This is a genomic window from Phormidesmis sp. 146-20 (assembly GCF_052939475.1).
In genome coordinates this window covers 82,923-102,478 of the sequence record NZ_JBJPHT010000016.1, presented here as the reverse complement: position 1 = coordinate 102,478, position 19,556 = coordinate 82,923, and the positions used below count along the sequence as shown (strand labels likewise).

Sequence of the window (19,556 nt, the reverse complement as noted above, 5' to 3'; positions counted from 1 at the left end):
ATGGATACTCAGTCAAACTCATCCCACAATCCCGCCGAGGGTAACGGCAAGCTGCTCTCGATTCCTGATTATCTGATTCAGCCCAGCCTTAGAGATGAGGAAGAAGACATCAGCTCTCAACACCTGTTTGGGTTGCTGCGGCGCAGAGCGCTGGTCATTGCGGGGGTAGCCGTTGTCGCCATCAGTATTGTTTCAGTGATGGTGGGCAAGCAGACTCCTCAGTTTAAGGGCGAATTTCAACTTCTTGTCGAACCGATTACGGCTCAAAGTCTGGATCAGGTGACTCAAGAGGGAAATCAAACGACCCAAAACAATGGTCTGGACTATCCCACGCAGATCCAGGTGCTCTTGAGTCCCAAGACGTTGGAGCCGATCGTTAAGCAGATTCAGGCGCAGTACCCTGAGATTGATTACGATACTCTGATGGGGGGACTCTCGATCGAACAGCCCAAAGATACCAAAATCATCTCAGTCTCTTATGTAGACTTACAGGGCGATCGCGGCGGCGATATTCTCACCAAGCTCTCTCAAGGCTATTTGCGCTACAGCCAACAAGAGCGACAGTCAAACCTGCGCGAAGGGATTAAGTTTGTGGACGGTCGGATTTCCCAAACGCAACGGCGAGTAGACAACCTTCAGCGAGATCTGCAAAACTTTCGCGAAAAAAATAACTTTGTTGACCCAGAGACGCAGGTTGGACAAGTTTCGGGTCAACTCAACGGTCTGCAACAACAGCGCCTCGAAACTGAAAAGTTATTGGCTGAGACACAAAGATCTTTTGAAAATTTACAGGGCGGATCGGGCGCGGTCGCAGCGTTGGCAGCCGATCCAGCTTATCAAAGTGTAGTCGGTCAGTTACGGGAGATCGATAGCAAGATTGCGATCGAGACTGCTCGCTTTCAAGATGATACGCCTGAGATTGATGCCTTGCGGACTCAACGGCGAAATCTACTTCCTGTCCTGCGGCAAGAAGCCCGTCGAGTGTTGACCAATAAGATTGCGGATATCAATACTCAATTGTCGATTCTCCAGGCTCGGCAACAGTCCAATACCAATGCTCAACGGGCTTTGGATCAGCAAGGAAAGCGCCTCCCGATGGTGGCCCGTCTCTACACCGATTTGCAGCGCGATCTGACGGTGGCAACAGACAGTCTAAAGCGCCTTTTGGAGGTTCGAGAATCGCTTCAGATTCAAGCTTCTCAGCGAGATGTACCCTGGCAACTGATTGTGCCTCCCAAACTGCCCCTGTCTCGTGAAGATACGCGAGCGCGAACGCTGTTTATTGGCGTGCTGGCAAGCTTACTGTTAGGCGTGGCGATCGCTTTGATTGTGGAACGGATGGATACAACCATCAACACGATCGATGACTTGAAGAAACAAGCTAAACTGCCGCTCTTGGGCAATATTCCTTACAATGCCGAGCTTCGCACTGCCAAGATTGCGACCATCATTCCCCAGCTACTCCAGTTAAACAGTCTGGGCAAAATCTTTAATGGTCAGTCGCAGTCACGCTCTTATACGCATCAGGTTTTTCCAGAAGCCTTTCGCTCTCTTCACACCAATATTCGGCTAATTCGATCAGAGGCTCCGATTCTCTCTCTGGTGATTGGTTCAGCGATGCCAGGAAATGGAAAGTCTACGATCGCGACCCATCTGGCTCAGGCCGCCGCCGCAATGGGACAACGGGTTTTGTTAGTCGATGCTGACCTACGCAATCCTCAACTTAACAATCTGCTTGACTTACCCGAAGCGATCGGACTGAGTGATCTCATTGCTACAGACCTGCATCCCGAACAAGTGATTCGTCCGGTTTACCGGGTGAGTCCAGCTTTAGTGGGCGGAGGGGAGACACTACCAGAGCCAACCGCCGAACAAAACCTTTACGTGGTTACCTCTGGGCAAATTCCAGTAGACCCCACTAAACTGCTTGCGTCGCAAAAGATGCAGCAATTAGTAAATTATTTTGAGACAGTGTTTGACTTAGTAATCTACGACACGCCGCCATTGTTGTCTTTAGCAGACAGCAGCCTTTTGGCAACTCATACCGATGGGATGATTTTGGTGGTTGATTTGGGTCAAACCGATCGACCTGAGATCGCTCAAACCCTAGACACTCTAAAAACGGCTCGTATTCCAATTTTAGGAATGGTTGCCAATCACTCTCAGTAATTGTGGATTTAATAAAATCGACGATCGCCTAGGGTCTGTTGGGCCATGCGAAATGCCCCAATTCCGATCGTTGGCGGTGCGTTTCGCTATGGTTCAACACACCCTACAAACTTCGATATTACTGAATTCTCATTCCTTGATGAGTCACTGTCTGTCAGATTCCCCCTAGTTCCTAAAAAGGCGGGAACCCAATGCAATTGGCGATTCGCTACACAACGTCACTTTGCGATCGACTGACCAGTGCTAGTACATTTCTAGTAGGATGGGCATTTCTAGTAGGATGAGTATTGCCTACAAACCCCCTTTTGTCTTCTAACAAGTCTGAAGAACGTGCTTTTGTGCCCCGATTTGATCAGAAGGCAGAGCGTTAAAACCGCAGCTACTGAAATAAATCCGCCGCCACGAATTATAAATTTCAGATAAAGGTCACTAACTCAAGGATTGCAAACAGTGTTCACTCTACAAATTCTCAGGCTGTTTGAAACTATTTGCACTCTAAAAGCCGTTTCAGTATTCTATTTTTCTATGAAGGAATAGTTTATTATCGCCTATTTCAAGCTTTTCAGACCCCATTCTTCTGTGAAGCCTTCATGAAGACTGCGGATTCTACGGATTTTGCTAGTTAGTGGTATTGAGCATCACAGTGTGCGAACTGTCACATGATAGAGCGTTTCAAATATGAGGTCTTCATATCACTTAACCCTAACTCACTCGATCCAAAACTGAATAAAGTATATCAACTCTTGTGGAGTGGGCTTCGACGGTCTTTTTGATCTCAGTCTCTCCCACCGTAACCTTTGTTTTGTCGCATTTCGCGGCTCAGGAGGTCGAATTGCAGAAAAGGTGTGATCGTAATCGAAAGCGCTCTAAGCGACGGGCGATCTATTGCCCTGTACATGGCTGTCATCTACACAGCGTTAGTCAAAAATATTCTCTGTTTGCCGATCGAGCCGAACAGCTTCAACAGCGCGGAGTGGGACGAAAAGCCGCCTTAATGTCAATGGCCGCCCACACGACCGTTTCTCTTAATGGAGAATGGCTGGAGGCTTTCTGGTGCGACGAGTGTCAACGAAACGAATGGTATCACGTCCAAAAACAGAATCACACCTATCAAGTCGCGCCTGCACCTGCTGAACTATGGCAGCAAGCGATCGGCGTAACTGATCCTCAAGGAAATCCATCCGTTGGGCAGTTTACCCGTCAGCAGTCTCGAACACTGCGATTTGATGGGGTAAAAGACTTTCGGTTTATGAGTTAACCAGCTATGCGGATGAAATCACGACAACTTTCTAGCCAGCGCGAATTGGTCATTCAATCAGGAAAGACTGAAAAGCACTATTGGCAAGACCTATGGCGGTATCGAGAACTGTTTTATTTTCTGGCATGGCGCGATATTTTGGTGCGCTACAAGCAGACTGCGATCGGCATGGCGTGGGCGTTGATTCGTCCTTTTATCACCATGATCGTGTTCAGTGTTATTTTTGGCAATCTGGCAAAACTGCCTTCCGAAGGCACAACGCCTTATCCCATTCTGGTGTTTTCTGGAATGTTGCCTTGGCAATTTTTTGCGGCTGCGCTCACCCAAACTAGCAACAGCCTGGTCGGAAATGCAGGCTTGATTTCTAAGATTTATTTTCCGCGTTTGATTGTTCCAACCAGCGCGATCGTGGTCAGCTTTGTAGACTTCCTCGTGTCGGGAATGGTGCTGCTCGGACTGATGGCCTGGTATAAGTTTGTTCCAAGTTGGCAGATTATCACGCTGCCCTTTTTTACGCTGATTGCCGCCGCGACTGCGCTGGGCATCGGACTGTGGTTTGCCTCCCTCAACGTCAAATATCGAGACATTGGGCAATTGCTCCCTTTTATTGTGCAGTTGGGCACCTATATTTCGCCCGTTGGCTACAGTAGCAGCGTTATTCCCGAAAAATGGCGCTTGCTGTATTCGCTCAACCCGATGGTGGGTGTGATTGATGGCTTTCGCTGGGCAATTTTGGGTAACCAAACCCCGCTTTATTTACCAGGGCTAGGGTTGTCGCTGGGATTGGTGATTTTGCTGCTCGTGACCGGAATATGGCATTTCCGAAAAGTCGAGCGCGTTTTTGCTGACATCATTTAACGTGAACTTGTAACGTGAACTTGTGCCGATTCATCGAATAGGAGTAGAAAGCGTGTCTAACACGGTAATTCAAGTTGAGAATTTGGCAAAACGATATATCATTTCTCACCAGAGCAAGAAGTCAGGTTCTTATGGCACGCTGAGAGACTCGATCGTGGATGGCACCCGGTCGATCGCGCGTCAGATCTTTAAATCCTCTGAAGCTCGGCGCTTAAACGCTAAACGAGAAGAATTTTGGGCCCTGCAAGATGTCTCCTTTGAAATCAAGCAAGGAGAATGTGTCGGCTTTATTGGGCGCAACGGCGCGGGCAAATCTACGCTGTTAAAACTACTCAGCCGGATTACAGAACCGACTCGCGGCTCAATTCGGATTGCGGGACGAGTAGCCAGCCTTTTAGAAGTGGGGACAGGCTTTCACGGCGAACTCAGCGGACGCGAAAATATCTACTTGAATGGGGCGATTCTCGGCATGAGCAAAGCCGAAATTACCCGCAAGTTTGATGAGATTGTCGCGTTTGCTGAAGTAGAAAAGTTTATTGACACTCCCGTAAAGCGCTACTCTTCGGGAATGTATGTTCGGCTTGCGTTTGCAGTAGCAGCCCATCTAGAGCCAGAGATTTTGATCATCGATGAAGTATTAGCCGTTGGAGATACCCAGTTTCAGAAAAAGTGTCTAGGAAAAATGGAAGATGTAGGCAGAGATGGGCGCACCGTCCTCTTTGTGAGCCACAACATGAACACCGTCGAATCTCTATGTACGCGCGGCATTGTGTTGAGCCAAGGCACCGTCCAAGTAGATGGAGATGTCCCAACAGCAATCAATGCTCACCTGGAAACCTCTCGCCAACTGACACGGGAAATTGCGCTAGCAGACCGCCGCGATCGTCATGGGTCAGGTAGAGTCCAGATGACCAGTTTTCGGGTGTTGAATAGCGCTGGTAAGCCTGTCACCCGTCTAGAATCTGGTCAAGACTACGATTTAGAAGTGGGCTATCACAATCATACTGGCAGTGTTTTACAGGATGTGATTGCTAGTTTTGATTTTCTCGATGACAAAGGCAACACGGTTCTCTTGTTTAGAACAAACTTCACCAACAGCAATCTGGTATTAGAACCAGATAGAGGATACATTCGCTGCCGGATTCGCAATCTGCCGCTGGCAAACTATCTCTATCAATTCTCAGTTTATCTGGCCTACCGCGACTCAGAAGTGCTGGACTACATTCCAGATGCCGCTTTTGTCGAGGTCGAAGGGGGTGACTTCTTTGGGACGGGGCACCATGCAAACTCCAAGCGCTGCAAGATCTTGTCTAAGTCAGATTGGCAAAGTCTGTCGGTTTATGCGGCTCAACAGTCGATCGTTCAGCACAGTTAGACGTGTCGTTCGCTCATCAACGAATGTAGCGAGGCTCAACTTTGAAGATCTAAACAAGAATTTGAGGACAATTACAGTGGTCTTAATCATATCAACAAAGTATTTCCCGAATTCTTGAGTAACTATAGAGGTAGCAAATACTGCCTTCAAGAGGCTTCAGGTGCATCAGTACTTCAAGGGTGCTTTCTAAGCTCACTCTTAATCCTCTAAAAGTTACTGATGAATACAACACAGTTAAGCACCACTCCCCTCACCACTAATCAAACGACAACATCCCAGTCCTCAAGCCTTTTGACCACTCAAAGTAGCCTCACCGCTAGTAGCGCACCGGGCACTGGACTGAGAGCCGAATACTTTGATAATCGAGACTTTACTAACCTGAAAGTAACCCGCACTGATGCAACGGTTAACTTTAACTGGGGGTTTGGGTCTCCCGATCGCACGATTGCAGCCGATACGTTTTCGGTGCGCTGGATGGGACAGATCAAGTCCCGCTTTAGTGAAACTTACACATTCTCTACGACCTCAGATGATGGGGTACGGCTGTGGGTCAACAATCAACTCGTCATTGATCGCTGGGGAAGTTCTAACGCCACCATTGAAAATCGAGGAACCATCACACTACAAGCGGGACAACTTTATGACATCCGTTTAGATTATGTGGAGAGTGGGGGCAATGCGCGATCGACGCTGAGTTGGGCCAGTGCGTCTCAGGTGCGAGAAGTGGTGCCGCAGTCTCAACTCTATACGCCCACTCCCGAAAGTCTGGGTAACGGACTAAAAGGCGACTACTTTGACAATATCGATTTTACTAACCTTAAAGTCAGCCGCACTGACCCAACCGTTAACTTTAATTGGGGGACGAGTTCTCCGAATGCGGCGATCGCGCCTGATACTTTCTCGGTGCGTTGGAGTGGACAAATTCAAGCACTTTTTAATGAAACTTATACCTTCCAAACGACGGCAGATGACGGGGTGAGGCTGTGGGTCAACAATCAGTTGGTTATTAATAACTGGGTCGATCGCACCGCTCCAGTCACGACTAGCGGCACCATTGCTCTCCGGGCTAATCAACGATATGACATTCGTCTAGAGTACTACGAACAGCGCAACACAGCTTCTGTACGGCTCAACTGGTCTAGTCCAACCCAAGGGTCGGAGGTAATCTCCCAGTCGCGCCTGTTTAGCAATGTGGCTAACGGCACCGCTGCAAACGATACCCTGAATGGAAATGACAGTGACAACATCCTTCGAGGTCTGGCAGGCAATGATACTTTGCGCGGTAATGGGGGCAACGATACGCTGATTGGTGGTACGGGCAATGACATTCTCGACGGGGGAGCAGGCACCGATACAGCCAGTTATGCAGACTCAACCAACAATGTTGTCGTTAACCTGGAGAGCGGCCTTGCCAACCGGACGGCTCGCCTCATGCCGCTAGGAGATTCGATTACCTACGGAGTGAGTGCGATGTATGCCACCCCAGAGCCGCTGACGGGAGGATATCGTTCTGTGTTGTGGAATAACTTCCAGCGCGACGGATTGGCGATCGACTTTGTTGGCTCTCGATCGGATGGCTACGACGGTTCTGGGACTCTGAGCGATCGCGATCATGAAGGGCATCCTGGAGACACGATCGACGTGATCACCTCCAGAATCGGAACTTTCCTGAACACAGGTCAGCCAGATGTCGTGATGCTGATGCTAGGAACGAACAATGCTTGGGGGTCAGATACCCCGGCTCAGATGGCGACAAAGTTAGGTGTGCTGATCGATCGCATTACCAGCAGTTCGCCTGATGTCACGGTGTTAGTTAGTTCGATTCCGCCTGTGCGTCCAGAAACCTCTTTTGGGGGTGCAGTCACGGCTCAGAAAGCGATCAACTATAACAACCTGATTCCAAATGTGATTGCGACTCGACAGGCAGCGGGTCAGCGGGTAAGATTTGTCGATATGCGGACTTTGCTCACGGTGAATGATATTACAGCCCCGCCTCTGGATGTCGGTCTTCACCCCAACGTGAACGGCTACAGCAAGATTGGTAATGCCTGGTATAGCAAGCTGTTGAGCGAAGTCGGCACTTCTCAAGGCACGTTTAGCGTTGATCAAGACAGTTTGATCAGCATTGAAAATGTGGTTGGCTCGGCATTGAATGACACCTTAATTGGGAATGCAGGCGTAAATCAGTTGGATGGGGGACTGGGGAACGATCGCCTGGTCGGAGGCGGTGGTTTTGATCAGTTAACGGGCGGCGGTGGCAATGATACCTTTGTCTATCGCAACCTGACAGAAGGCGGAGATCTCATTACTGATTTCACGGCAACTGATACGTTCGAGATTTCAGCCGTCGGATTTGGTAGCGGGCTGGTTGCAGGGGTGAGTCTCAGTTTGAGTGCGGCGGCAACGGGTGTGCTCGTCAATGGGAATGTTGCTCTCGGTAACGGCCCTACCTTCTTGTACAGTAATGGGGTGTTGCGGTTTGATGCTGATGGCAGTGGTGCAGGCGGTGAAGTGACGATCGCGACTTTGCAGAATGCTCCAACAACATTAAATATCAGTCAACTTCGGATTGTCTAGACGGTCAATCTACTAACTTCCTAAAGGGCTGTTTTTTGTCTGAACCTGGTTTCAAGGCGAAAGCAGCCCTAAAAATTATGTGGATTCGAGTGGTGCCTTTCGCGAAGCTCAACCCATCCTACAAACAATTCTTTTAATTCACGATCCTCAAATCGTCACGCACTAAGGTTGTCTACACTATGTCAAATCATCCCATTAGAGTGTTTATTGGTTCTGGAGAAGCTAGCTTACTTGAACGAAAAGTTTTAATCTACTCCCTGCGGAAACACGTTCAGCAACCTCTTGACATCTATGTACTCAACGGGACACATAACGCAGTCGAGTTGAATGATCAGGAACCGTTTTTGGCTCCGATGTCTTTGCGCGTCAAATATCGTAATGCGACTGAATTTAGCTTGTACCGCTATCTCATTCCCCAACTGTGTAACTTCCAGGGTAAGGCAATTTATCTCGACTCAGACATGATTTGTCTCCGAGATATTCAGGAGTTGTTTGATACGCCCTTAAACGGCTGTGACTTCCTGGCAAAAAAAGAAAGCTACTCCCATTTGGAAGCCGGACTATGGGGGCTGAGTGTGATGTTGATCGATTGCGATCGCTGCCGCTTTGATTTGGAAACGATCGTGGATGAGTTGGATCAAAACCTCTACGCTTACAGCGATTTTTCTTGTATGAGTCCAAAGTTTCTGGCTCACCATCCTTACCAGGTTGGCGAATTAGATGCTCAGTGGAATGTGTTTGATTACTGGGATGACCACACAAAACTCATCCATTACACCAACTTATTGACGCAACCCTGGAAACATCCCAACCATCCCTATGGAGACCTGTGGTTTCAGTATCTCAATGAAGCAATGGCAGCAGGTATCGCCACCGAGCGAGACATTGAACTGAGCCTGGTGCGCTCCTACGTTCGTCAGACGATTCGCGAAGGAAACGCGCCCAAGCAAAGCCTAAAATCCACCATCAAGCCTGTGCTACGCCAGCTTAAGCAGACCCTGCAATCGTCCAACAAGCGCTGATTTATTATGCAATCCACGATTCCAACTTCACCCGCTCAGTTCTCCCAAGTACAAACCCTTTTACAACTAGAAGCAGACGCAATTTCTCATACAGCAAAACAACTCAATTCAGAGATTGTTGACCAGGCAATGAATTTGCTTCTCAACTGTCGAGGTAAGGTTGTCCTATCGGGAGTCGGAAAATCTGGGATTGTTGCCCAAAAGATTGCCGCCACCTTTAATAGCATTGGCACAATGGCGGTTTATCTCCATCCCTGTGATGCTTTGCATGGAGACCTGGGGATTGTGACGGCTCAGGATGTCGGGATTGTGCTGAGTAATAGTGGAGAAACGGAAGAACTGATTGCAATGCTTCCCCACTTAAAACATCGACAAGTGCCTGTCATTGCGATTCTAGGAAACCTTGGTTCGACCTTAGCTCAACACTCTGATGTCGTGCTAGATGCAAGTGTCGATCGCGAAGCCTGCCCTCTCAATCTTGCGCCCACAACCAGTACCACAGTAGCGCTGGCGATCGGGGATGCTTTGGCGATGAGTCTGATGTCGATCAAAGGCATCACGCCCGAAGACTTTGCCTTTAACCACCCCGCCGGACGCTTAGGCAAACGCTTGACCCTGACGGTCAAAGATTTGATGCACCATAACAGCCCCACACTGCTGCCGCAAGCTTCCTGGTTAGAGGTTTTGAAGGCGGTGAGTCAGGGCGGGTTAGGCGCGGTCAATATTGTCAATTCTCAAAACAACTTACTAGGGCTGATTACCGATGGTGATTTGCGGCGCTGGGTACTCAAGACTCCGGCCACTCAACTCGAAGCCTTGACAGCCGATACGCTCATGACAACCCAACCGATCGCCGTTACCCCCGATGTACTCGCCTATGACGCGCTCAAGCTAATGGAAGAACGCCCCTCTCAAATCTCAGTGTTGCCCGTTGTGGATGCTGACCAGCGATGTTTGGGACTATTGCGGCTACATGATTTGTTCCACAGTGGTTTGTAATTGCCGATTGCTACAGACGCTAAAAGTTACAGCATGAATGCCCTGGTGAATTCTATTCAGTGGGCTTCAACGATTCGCGCCAAAAGTCTAGTTTATGTTTGCGGAGTTGCTACCTCAATGAAGATACTTGCTGTTATTCCAGCCCGATATGCCTCCCAGCGGTTTCCTGGTAAGCCTTTAGTGTTGCTTGACGATCGCCCAATGGTGCAGTGGATTTATGAAGCAGCCAGCCGTTGTCAGGCGTTTAGCAAAGTAGTCGTTGCAACCGACGATCAGAGGATTGCCGACTGTGTGCGGCAGTTTGGTGGAGCCGTAGAAATGACGAGCAGCCATCACCAGACAGGCACCGATCGAGTAGCGGAAGTGGCGCAGCGCTATGATGAAATGTCCGTTGTGGTAAATGTGCAGGGCGATCAACCCTTTGTTACGCCAGAAATGCTGGCTCAGTTGGTTAGTCCCTATTTGCAGGGCAAAACCCCCGACATGACGACGCTGGCTTGTCCGCTCGATCACGAAGCTGGATACACAGATCCTAATACCGTAAAAGTTGTTTGCGATCGCCACGGACGCGCCTTATATTTCTCTCGTGCTGCCATTCCGCATTACCGTTACGCAGGCACAGCCCCCGTGTTTCATCATCTCGGACTGTATGCGTTTCGTCGAGATTTCTTAGCCACCTATGCCCAACTCACCCCAACGCCGCTAGAACACTGTGAAGCCCTAGAGCAACTGCGCGTCTTAGAGCATGGCTACGCGATTCAGGTCAGTCAAACTGAACGCATGATTTTGGAAATCAACACGCCCGAAGATTTAGTACAAGCCAAACGATTGATTGCTCAACCTGCTTGAAACACTGTTCTGAAAGATTGTGCTGCGATCGTCCCCTCTAACCTGTGTGACCAAGCATTTCAACTCATGAAAGTCTCCGTTCTGATTAATAACTACAACTATCAGCCCTATGTGGTTGATGCAATTGAGAGTGTACTCAATCAGTCTGTGCCTGCTGATGAAATCATTGTGGTGGATGATAAATCAACGGATCAATCGGCTCAACTGCTACAAGAAAAGTTTGGCAATCATGAGCGAGTCAAGCTGATTCTCAAAGATCAAAACGAGGGACAGCTTGCTAGTTTTCAGTCAGGTTTCGCGGCGGCTCAAGGCGACATTATCTGCTTTTTGGATGCGGATGATCTGTATCAAGAAACCTACATTGCGGAGATCATCAAGGCTTACAAAGCGCGTCCGACCTGTGATTTTCTATTTTGTAGTGCCGAGTTGTTTGGCAACGAACAGCGGATTGTTAAATGCTACGAAACCGATCGTGACCTGGGCTATTCGCAAATCACAACACTCTGTAAGCGAACCTGGATTGGGCATCGGACTTCTACGCTCTCAGTCCGCAGGCAAGTGCTGGAGCAATTGTTTCCCATCCCTTACTTAGAAGATTGGCGGCTGCGGGCAGATGATTGTTTGGTGTTTGGTGCGTCGATCGTGGGTGCTCACAAATTTTACTTAGTCGAGCCGTTGGTTAAGTACCGGGTGCATGGCAACAACGGCCACTATGGGCAGGTACAGAAACGGACTCCAGAGTACTTACAGAAGTATGAAGCGGCGCTCGATCGCTTATTCACCTTTCTTGCAAAACAAATCAACCATCCCAACAATCTTTGTGAACAGGCGGCAGTTGAATTCAAGACAATTCCTCATCCATCTGACCAAGAACTCCAAACCGTGAAAGCGGTGATTCGAGGCTGCAAAACGTCTCGTCTCAAGCGACTCACGATGCGGCTTTCTGTGCAATCTCACTTTCTAATGCATAGGCTTTCTTAAAGGGCTGGTGGTGCAGCTTATGGAGAGATATGGCAATCCCAGAAAAATTATGAGATGCAGCTCTCATTGAGATGAACTAGAAGCCTATCCCATTCTGACAACTGAAATAGGACTGCTGTGGAATGAGAATTCTTTATGATGGACAAAGCTACGCATTACAGCGATCGGGAGGCATTAATCGATACTTCGACAACATTATTCGACGATTACCCCAAGATTGCCATCCGACGCTCACCGCACCTCACCACGCTTCCACTGAGCATTATCCAACTCATCCAAAATTAAAAATTTACTGCTGTCCTGACTTCAATTCGTCTAGACTCGTCTCCAAGCTTGATTCATACTACTTTCGCTTCTTAAATTCTATTCGGCGTTTCGATTGCTTTCATCCGACGTACTATACAACGCTTCTTCAGCGTGATTTTAGCAGCTACTCCTGCCCGATCGTTCTCACAGTGCATGACTTCGTTCATGAGATTTTTGCGGCGACGATCGACCCAACTGGCGAGAAAGCGGCGGTCAAACGCAAAGCAATTCTTTCAGCCCAAGCCCTTATTTGCGTCTCTGAAAACACTAAAAAGGACTTACTGAATTTCTACCCTGTTGCTGAAGAAAAGGTCTTTGTTACTCACCACGCCTCTGACATCAACCACACCCTAGCATACGGATCTGAAGCGGTTCCTGAGCGACCCTACTATCTCTATGTGGGAAGTCGCAAAATTGATTATAAGAACTTTGATGGATTGCTTCGCGCCTTCTCTAAAGCTTTCTATGATCAGCCCGATGTTGCGCTTTGCGTGGTGGGTAATCCATTGAATGACGAGGAGTGGAAGCTCATTCATGACTTGAATTTGGCAGAAAAAGTAGAAGTCTATCAACAAGTGAATGATACTCACTTAGCAAAGCTCTACCGCTGTAGTATCGCCTTTATCTATCCTTCTCTCTACGAAGGATTTGGTATCCCGCTACTAGAAGCGATGGCTTGTGAAACTGCGGTCATTGCTTCTAATACGTCTTGTTTTCCGGAGGTCGTTGGGGACGCGGGTATTTTATTCAATCCGAGGTCAATTGCTGACTTGGCAGAAATCTTGAAGTCTTTTCTGACTGACGTTGAAGCGAGAAAACGCTTGATTGAACGAGGAACCCAAAGAGTCAAAGCTTTTAGTTGGGACACAGCAGCGTCCAGAACTCTAGAAATTTATCGTAGCACCATTTAGCTCTTAGCCATGACAGATTTAGTCGTACAAACTCAATCCTCCACTGGGCGGCGCTGCCCTAAGTTAAGTGACCTTCCCGCTCCACCACTGGGAAAAACGGGCTGGCCTTGGACTGAAGAAAGCACTCAACTCCCTGATCACCTTCCTGATGGTCGTTCCTATCCGCTGATTACGATCGTTACCCCTTCCTACCAACAAGGAGCGTTTATCGAAGCGACGATTCGCTCAATTTTGCTGCAAGGTTATCCAAACCTGGAATACATCATCATGGATGGCGGCAGTCAGGATGAGACGGTTGAAGTCATTCGCAGGTATGAGGCATTCATCCAACAGTGGGTCAGCGAACCCGATCGAGGGCAATCCCATGCGATCAACAAGGGCTGGGCAGTCGCACAAGGGGATATCCTGCACTACTTAAACTCAGATGACTTGTTGTTGCCTGGGGCACTGGCTACGGTTGCTCACACGTTTACAGCCAATGAGACGGTTCAAGCAGTATCAGGCATTTGCTCAGTTCAAGACTTGCCGCTACTCCAGGAATTGCGAATTAAAGAGCCACGAGATTTTAATCTAGAACATTTCCTCATGGGAGTGGAAGGCCCCGGACAACCTGCTGTGTTTCTCACTAAAGAAATTGCTGCTAAAGTCGGGGAATTTGATGAAAGCTTACACTACACAATGGACAGAGAATACTGGACTCGTATCAGCCTGCTCTGCCCAGACATTCACGCCATCAAGTTAGATGAACGACTAGCAATCTTTCGATGGCGATCGGAGTGTAAATCAGCGCAAGGCTCTATCGCATTTGCAGAAAGAGTTCAATTGCTGGAGAAGATCTTTTCAAGAGCAGATCTCCCTGAACATGTGAAGCAAATGAAGCGACGGGCTTATACAGTGACGCTCTGGCCGATCGCTCAAAGCTTTAAACAAGAAAAGTTGATCAAAGAAGCCCTGGTCTACTCGTTGAAAAGTTTGTATTGGAATCCGAAGCTTTTGAAAGCCATGCCCCAGTTCTTTCGTGAACTACTGTCCAGTCAGTCTGCATGATTTCTGAAGGATTGGTGATCAATGCAGCCGTTAACTGCTAACACAACAGATTTTCATCTAATTGGGTCACTGTAATTTAGGTAGACTTGGTTGAATTAACCATAGCCTTAAGCTGTCCTGATCCGCCTTCCAAACGGAAGTTTCTATCAAGTCTACCCAGCATTCAGTCGTTATCCTTTGCAGTATCAATGATCCTAAACTGCAACGAATCGTGAAAGCGCTTATTTTTCAGTATCCTGTAAACTTGTAAGTCCGATGCCCAAACCGAAACAACTGTTCATTCGTTCGTTCCCTCTGCCGCTGGCTGCATTTGAGCTAGACAAACCGGAACTACAGAACTTAATTGCCTGCCCCAATCCACCTATAGAAGCGCTGCAAGCAGGTCGAGCGATCGCGGTGCCTACCGGAGAGTTTGATGCTGGAATTATTCTAGAACAACTTCCCCGTGATTTTCAACCTGAAATTGTTGAACTATCCATTAGAGATCCCAGCTTCTTACCAGTGGGATTAGAAAAATTTAGCTGCCCCAAGGTGATGAAACTTGGAGATACGTTTCATTGGGGAGATGGCTCGTTGAGCAACATGGTTCACTACTGCCAGGTTTTACAATGCGATTACCATTGGGTGTATCAAGGAGTTCAGCATTTACATTTTTTTGTGGAAGCAGGTCTCAAAAATGTGTTTTGGCTGCCCGGAACTGCCTATATCGATCACTATGTCCCGGCTAAAAGTGAGCAGAAAATATACGACATCATTTTTCGAGGATCTGAGTCTGGGCTACATATACATCGTAGTCGCTTACTCAGATTTTTGGAGCAGTCTAAGGTGTCGATCGACGTTCAAAGCAAGCCCTATCTTGAATGCCTGGAAGACTATACAAAATCTCATATCGTCTTTAACTGTAGTTTGAATGGTGATCTAAATCGCCGGGTATTTGAAGTTTTAATGGCAGGCGGCTTTCTCCTCACTGACCGTCTTAGCCCTCAATCTGGTTTATTTCAACTCTTTGAAGAGGGCAAGCATTTGGAGTGTTACGGCAGCGAGGCTGAGTTGCTAGAGAAGGTAAATTTCTACTTACAGCATCCAGAGAAAGCTGCTCAAATTGCCGCTGCGGGACAACAAAAACTACTGAGTTGTTACAGCCAAACAACTACACAAAAGATGCTCTATCACTATGTCCTCACTGGTCAACTAGAAAGCCCCTTTAACCTTGAGCATGACTGCCGCATCCAAAAAGACAATTTATTCAGAAATCATCAAGCTTTGAACGTCTGTCTTAAAGTTTACGAGTTAATTCAAGAATTACAACGTTTAAACGCTCGAATTAAATTATTGTACTGGAGAGGTATCCACAAAGAACTCGTTTCAGATTTAGCCGATCTTCCTCGTGTTGATTTTACTTATGCTAACTCTGCGCCAGCAATGGCAGATACCGCTACCTGGTGCATTCGAGCCGGAGTCCATGAACAAGTTGATCTGAAACCTTTACCCTTAGATACAGAGGTGGATCAGACATTTGAAATCGTGATTGTTGACCTACCCACCCTACTCGAAACTCAACATCTCTGGGAACTAAAATCTTTAGTCGCAAAGTCTGGATTCTTAATCATTGTGGGGACTGACCTCAAACTAACACGGCTGCTTAAGTCACAGATACGCACACTAGGCTTTCAACCGATTACCCTGAGTGTCGAAACGACCAAAGGCTCACGCGATAAATTAGGCTTTGGAGCCTGCCTGATCTACCAAAAATCCGCAGCCTCACCTGATGATCTATCCACCTCAACAAGCCTGACTTTCAACACGATCAGTCGCCAAACTCAAGTCCGTGAGCAGTTAAAATCTTTTCCGCTGGTGCATCAAGTTCATCGTTTTGTGCGTCAAGCTCTATCCCATTGATCTTAACTCCCTGATGACTTCTCCCACGGCTCAAAATCACTCAACTTCAAACAAAAGCAGCGCGGGATCGTGGCTTGATCCCCTGGCTGCGCTCAAGGTTCTCCTCTTTGTAGTCGTCCTTTTGGGCGTGTACTTTCGGTTTTCTTATCTGGGCGATCGCGTCTACTGGCACGATGAGGCCCACACGCTATTGAGAGCTTCGGGGCATACGATTGCTGAACTAACTCACACCCTATTTAAGGGTCAGGTGATCTCGTCCAGCCAACTCTATCCCTTTCAGCAAGTTCAACCCGACAAAAGCTGGATTGATACCATCATCAGCACTGCCACCGAAGACCATCCCCTGACTCCGCTCTACTATGTTCTAGTGCATTTTTGGATGTCCTGGTTTGGCAATTCACTGGTTGCGGTTCGTAGTCTCTCAGTGTTGCTCAACCTTTTGGCGTTTCCCTGTTTGTATTGGCTCAGTTTAGAACTGTTTGGCAGTCGTCTTGCAGGGTGGATAGCAGTCGGGCTGTTTGCTATCTCGCCGTTGCAGGTTTACTATGCCCCCGAAGTTCGCGCTTACAGTCTTTGGATTGTTCTAGTTTTACTGCTACATCTGGCATTGCTGCGAGCCATGAAACAGCAAACGCCGCAAAGTTGGGGACTCTATGCTGGCGCGATCGCGCTCGTGCTGTACACAAACCTCTTTTCCTGCCTGATCATGCTGGGTCATGGCCTCTACGTGATCTGTATTGAGCGGTTTCGAGTCAATCGGCAGACGATCGCCTATGGAGTGGCTTCAGCGATCGGCTTGCTGGCGTTTGCTCCGTGGCTATTTGCGCTGTTTACTCATTTAGATCAGATGCGAGTCGCCACTGCCTGGATGAATCGATCCTTGCCGCTCCCAGAATTAGCCAAAGCCTGGGCTAACAATCTTCAGCAGCCATTTCTTGCCGAGGGAGCGATTCCAGGAAGATTACGAGGACTGGCTTTACCGAGCGTAATCGGACTCGTGGGCTACGCAATGTTTGTTTTGTACCGTCAGACAGCCCCGCGTACCTGGTGGTTTATCACGGTGATGATTATCCCGCCGCCCTTGTTTCTGATTTTGCAGGATTTGCTGGCAGGCGGCATTCGATCGACCAATAGCCGCTATTTTTTGCCCTGTTATCTAGGAATTCAGCTTGCGATCGCTTATCTCATTTCATCTCACTTTTCGACAGAGCGGGCGAGCCTGTGGAAACAGCGACGATGGAAGCTGATTGTGGCGCTACTGTTTACCGTTGGCTCTCTTTCCTGCTCGATTCAAGTCAAAAAGGGGAACTACAGCAGCTACCGTCCCGTCGCAGACATTATCAACCAGTTTCAGCAACCCCTGATTGTTAGCCATGAGATTTCTTATGGGGGGGGTGGCACGATCGGCGATATTTTAGCCCTCAACCACTTGCTAAAGCCAGAAGTCAAGTTTCAGTTGGTGATTGATCCGGTCATTCCCAACATTCCTAAATCCTTTAAAACGCTCCTCTTGTACAAACCTTCGCCCAAGTTCAGACAAGAGCTTGGAAAGACCTACAAACTACAAAATCTTCATGCTGACGGGCTTTGGCGATTAAACTCTAGGTAGCTGTTCTATTTCAGTTGTAAGAATTCGGGAGTTAGCGGTTAGTGGCTACTGATAAGTCGTTAATTCATGGCTAAGAACGAATATTTCAAGATCCTTAAGACTGATTTAGGACTGCTGTAGTTGACCTTACGATACTCAGGATTGACAGCCTTGATGCTCTATTTGCTGTGTCTTCCTAGTGCCCTTAACCGATATGTTCTCAGAGTCAGATATCGATCTTTCAGTTGTTATCCCCTGTTACAACGAAGGAGCCAATGTTGATTACTTGTTTGAGCGGTTGTTTGCTTCTCTCGATAAGCTGAATGTAAAGTACGAGATTGTTTGTGTCAATGATGGCAGTAAAGATGACACCCTAGAGCGGTTGATAGCGTATCATCGCGACCACCCAACCGTCAAAGTGGTGAATCTCTCTCGCAATTTTGGCAAAGAGTTAGCGCTGAGTGCCGGGCTGGACTATACCAATGGAGCGACGATCGTCCCGATCGATGCCGACTTGCAAGATCCACCCGAACTAATCGAGGAAATGCTGGATAAATGGCGCGAGGGCTACGATGTCGTCTACGCCATCCGGCGATCGCGGCAGGGTGAAAGTTGGCTAAAACGGCTGACCGCAAACCTGTTTTACCGGGTGATCAGTGGCATCAGCAATGTTTATATTCCCCGCAATACGGGAGATTTTCGCTTGCTCGATCGCCGCGTGGTCGATGTGATTAAACAAATGCCAGAACGCACCCGCTTTATGAAGGGGCTGTTTGCCTGGGTTGGCTTTAAACAAAGCCATATTTATTACGATCGCCCCCAACGTCACCAGGGAAAGACCACCTGGAATTATTGGCGGCTCTGGAATTTTGCCCTGGATGGCATTACGTCCTTTAGCCTGGTGCCACTCAAAGTATGGAGCTATCTCGGCTTTATGATGTCTGTTTTGGCGCTCTTCTATGCGGCTTACCTGATAGTTCGCACGTTGATTTTGGGCATTGATGTTCCTGGTTATACCTCCCTGATGGTAGTAGTGCTGTTTTTAGGGGGAATGCAGTTCATTATGCTGGGCATCTTTGGCGAATATTTGGGACGCATCTTTGAAGAAGTTAAAGGCAGACCGCTTTATCTAGTTCGGGATCTCTATGGCTTTGAAACCCAGTCGCCGATCGAGTCTTCGATTGTTCACCATCGGCGTTAGCAGTTGATCTCAGTGCCCCGTCTTCAGGATCAGGATGAACCCGAAACTGAAGCGATCGAGAGTCATGCTCACCGTTGTCTGCCTGATCGCTACAATACTGACCCTATCTGGGTTGGGCAGCATTTCACCTCCTCCGTTACAAAGCTGGCTTGAGCGGGCTGGCATTTGGGCACCCGTCGTCTATGTAGGAGTGTGCACGATCGCAACAGCCTTGCTCTTACACCAAAATGATCTTTGAGTGCTACAGATCTGGGAGAGCAACCTAAATCCCCTACAAGTGGGGGACTTCAAGCCAAAGCAGTCTCGGATTCTCAAAGTCCCTCAGACTGGGGAATTTAGGGGGCGAAGGATCTGTAGCATTCACAAATTGCTTTGGGATTACCCTCTACTGTTTTGCCGCTAATAGGCGCGCTAGGTTTGACGGGATTGTTGGTCATAGCGCAGTGTGGTATCGGCAGCGGCGCTGAAGCGCGATCGAGCCTTATTTTATTGTCAGTTCGATGAATGTCTCGCGTC

General features: G+C 48.2%; 15 protein-coding genes. All 15 read left to right on the top strand.

Features of this window, described 5'->3' with window-relative positions; translation table 11 throughout:
• The 15 genes from ACKFKH_RS15050 to ACKFKH_RS14980 all read left to right on the top strand — a co-directional run bounded on the left by ACKFKH_RS15050 (window position 1) and on the right by ACKFKH_RS14980 (window position 19,278).
• Window positions 1-2,169 carry a GumC family protein gene (locus tag ACKFKH_RS15050; RefSeq protein WP_446859133.1) on the top strand — a complete coding sequence of 723 codons (2,169 nt, stop codon included), beginning with the start codon at window positions 1-3 and terminating at the stop codon, window positions 2,167-2,169.
• A gap of 832 nt (window positions 2,170-3,001) precedes the next feature.
• Window positions 3,002-3,427, top strand: coding sequence for a hypothetical protein (locus ACKFKH_RS15045; RefSeq protein ID WP_446859132.1), 426 nt, complete (start codon window positions 3,002-3,004; stop codon window positions 3,425-3,427).
• 12 nt (window positions 3,428-3,439) lie between these two features.
• Window positions 3,440-4,285: an ABC transporter permease gene (locus ACKFKH_RS15040; RefSeq protein ID WP_446859131.1), complete on the top strand. Its 846-nt coding sequence runs from the start codon at window positions 3,440-3,442 to the stop codon at window positions 4,283-4,285.
• 52 nt (window positions 4,286-4,337) lie between these two features.
• Window positions 4,338-5,660, top strand: a complete 1,323-nt coding sequence (locus tag ACKFKH_RS15035) for an ABC transporter ATP-binding protein (protein ID WP_446859130.1) — start codon at window positions 4,338-4,340, stop codon at window positions 5,658-5,660.
• A gap of 219 nt (window positions 5,661-5,879) precedes the next feature.
• Entirely contained in the window at window positions 5,880-8,237 is a 2,358-nt protein-coding gene (locus ACKFKH_RS15030) for a PA14 domain-containing protein (RefSeq protein ID WP_446859129.1), read from the top strand.
• A gap of 179 nt (window positions 8,238-8,416) precedes the next feature.
• Entirely contained in the window at window positions 8,417-9,259 is an 843-nt protein-coding gene (locus tag ACKFKH_RS15025) for a glycosyltransferase (RefSeq protein ID WP_446859128.1), read from the top strand.
• Window positions 9,260-9,265: 6 nt separating this feature from the next.
• Window positions 9,266-10,258 carry a KpsF/GutQ family sugar-phosphate isomerase gene (locus ACKFKH_RS15020; RefSeq protein WP_446859127.1) on the top strand — a complete coding sequence of 331 codons (993 nt, stop codon included), beginning with the start codon at window positions 9,266-9,268 and terminating at the stop codon, window positions 10,256-10,258.
• 117 nt (window positions 10,259-10,375) lie between these two features.
• Window positions 10,376-11,107 carry a 3-deoxy-manno-octulosonate cytidylyltransferase gene (kdsB, locus tag ACKFKH_RS15015; protein ID WP_446859126.1) on the top strand — a complete coding sequence of 244 codons (732 nt, stop codon included), beginning with the start codon at window positions 10,376-10,378 and terminating at the stop codon, window positions 11,105-11,107.
• Between the two features lie 66 nt (window positions 11,108-11,173).
• Window positions 11,174-12,088, top strand: coding sequence for a glycosyltransferase family 2 protein (locus ACKFKH_RS15010; RefSeq protein ID WP_446859125.1), 915 nt, complete (start codon window positions 11,174-11,176; stop codon window positions 12,086-12,088).
• Window positions 12,089-12,210: 122 nt separating this feature from the next.
• Window positions 12,211-13,305: a glycosyltransferase family 4 protein gene (locus ACKFKH_RS15005; protein WP_446859124.1), complete on the top strand. Its 1,095-nt coding sequence runs from the start codon at window positions 12,211-12,213 to the stop codon at window positions 13,303-13,305.
• A 9-nt stretch (window positions 13,306-13,314) separates the two neighbouring features.
• Entirely contained in the window at window positions 13,315-14,352 is a 1,038-nt protein-coding gene (locus ACKFKH_RS15000; protein WP_446859123.1) for a glycosyltransferase family 2 protein, read from the top strand.
• Between the two features lie 255 nt (window positions 14,353-14,607).
• Window positions 14,608-16,251, top strand: coding sequence for a glycosyltransferase family protein (locus tag ACKFKH_RS14995; RefSeq protein ID WP_446859122.1), 1,644 nt, complete (start codon window positions 14,608-14,610; stop codon window positions 16,249-16,251).
• A 13-nt stretch (window positions 16,252-16,264) separates the two neighbouring features.
• Window positions 16,265-17,860, top strand: coding sequence for a glycosyltransferase family 39 protein (locus ACKFKH_RS14990; RefSeq protein ID WP_446859121.1), 1,596 nt, complete (start codon window positions 16,265-16,267; stop codon window positions 17,858-17,860).
• A gap of 178 nt (window positions 17,861-18,038) precedes the next feature.
• Window positions 18,039-19,040, top strand: a complete 1,002-nt coding sequence (locus tag ACKFKH_RS14985) for a glycosyltransferase family 2 protein (RefSeq protein WP_446859120.1) — start codon at window positions 18,039-18,041, stop codon at window positions 19,038-19,040.
• 34 nt (window positions 19,041-19,074) lie between these two features.
• Window positions 19,075-19,278 (top strand): hypothetical protein, encoded by a 204-nt coding sequence (locus tag ACKFKH_RS14980; protein ID WP_446859119.1) that lies wholly within the window; start codon window positions 19,075-19,077, stop codon window positions 19,276-19,278.
• The last annotated feature ends 278 nt before the right edge of the window (window positions 19,279-19,556 follow it).

Bases quoted from the DNA above. Each gene is read 5' to 3' on its own strand.
- ACKFKH_RS15050 (WP_446859133.1), top strand. From the start codon at position 1: ATGGATACTCAGTCAAACTCATCCCACAATCCCGCCGAGGGTAACGGC.
- ACKFKH_RS15040 (WP_446859131.1), top strand. From the start codon at position 3,440: ATGAAATCACGACAACTTTCTAGCCAGCGCGAATTGGTCATTCAATCA.
- ACKFKH_RS15030 (WP_446859129.1), top strand. From the start codon at position 5,880: ATGAATACAACACAGTTAAGCACCACTCCCCTCACCACTAATCAAACG.
- ACKFKH_RS15025 (WP_446859128.1), top strand. From the start codon at position 8,417: ATGTCAAATCATCCCATTAGAGTGTTTATTGGTTCTGGAGAAGCTAGC.
- ACKFKH_RS15020 (WP_446859127.1), top strand. From the start codon at position 9,266: ATGCAATCCACGATTCCAACTTCACCCGCTCAGTTCTCCCAAGTACAA.
- kdsB (WP_446859126.1), top strand. From the start codon at position 10,376: ATGAAGATACTTGCTGTTATTCCAGCCCGATATGCCTCCCAGCGGTTT.
- ACKFKH_RS15010 (WP_446859125.1), top strand. From the start codon at position 11,174: ATGAAAGTCTCCGTTCTGATTAATAACTACAACTATCAGCCCTATGTG.
- ACKFKH_RS15005 (WP_446859124.1), top strand. From the start codon at position 12,211: ATGAGAATTCTTTATGATGGACAAAGCTACGCATTACAGCGATCGGGA.
- ACKFKH_RS15000 (WP_446859123.1), top strand. From the start codon at position 13,315: ATGACAGATTTAGTCGTACAAACTCAATCCTCCACTGGGCGGCGCTGC.
- ACKFKH_RS14995 (WP_446859122.1), top strand. From the start codon at position 14,608: ATGCCCAAACCGAAACAACTGTTCATTCGTTCGTTCCCTCTGCCGCTG.
- ACKFKH_RS14990 (WP_446859121.1), top strand. From the start codon at position 16,265: ATGACTTCTCCCACGGCTCAAAATCACTCAACTTCAAACAAAAGCAGC.
- ACKFKH_RS14980 (WP_446859119.1), top strand. From the start codon at position 19,075: ATGAACCCGAAACTGAAGCGATCGAGAGTCATGCTCACCGTTGTCTGC.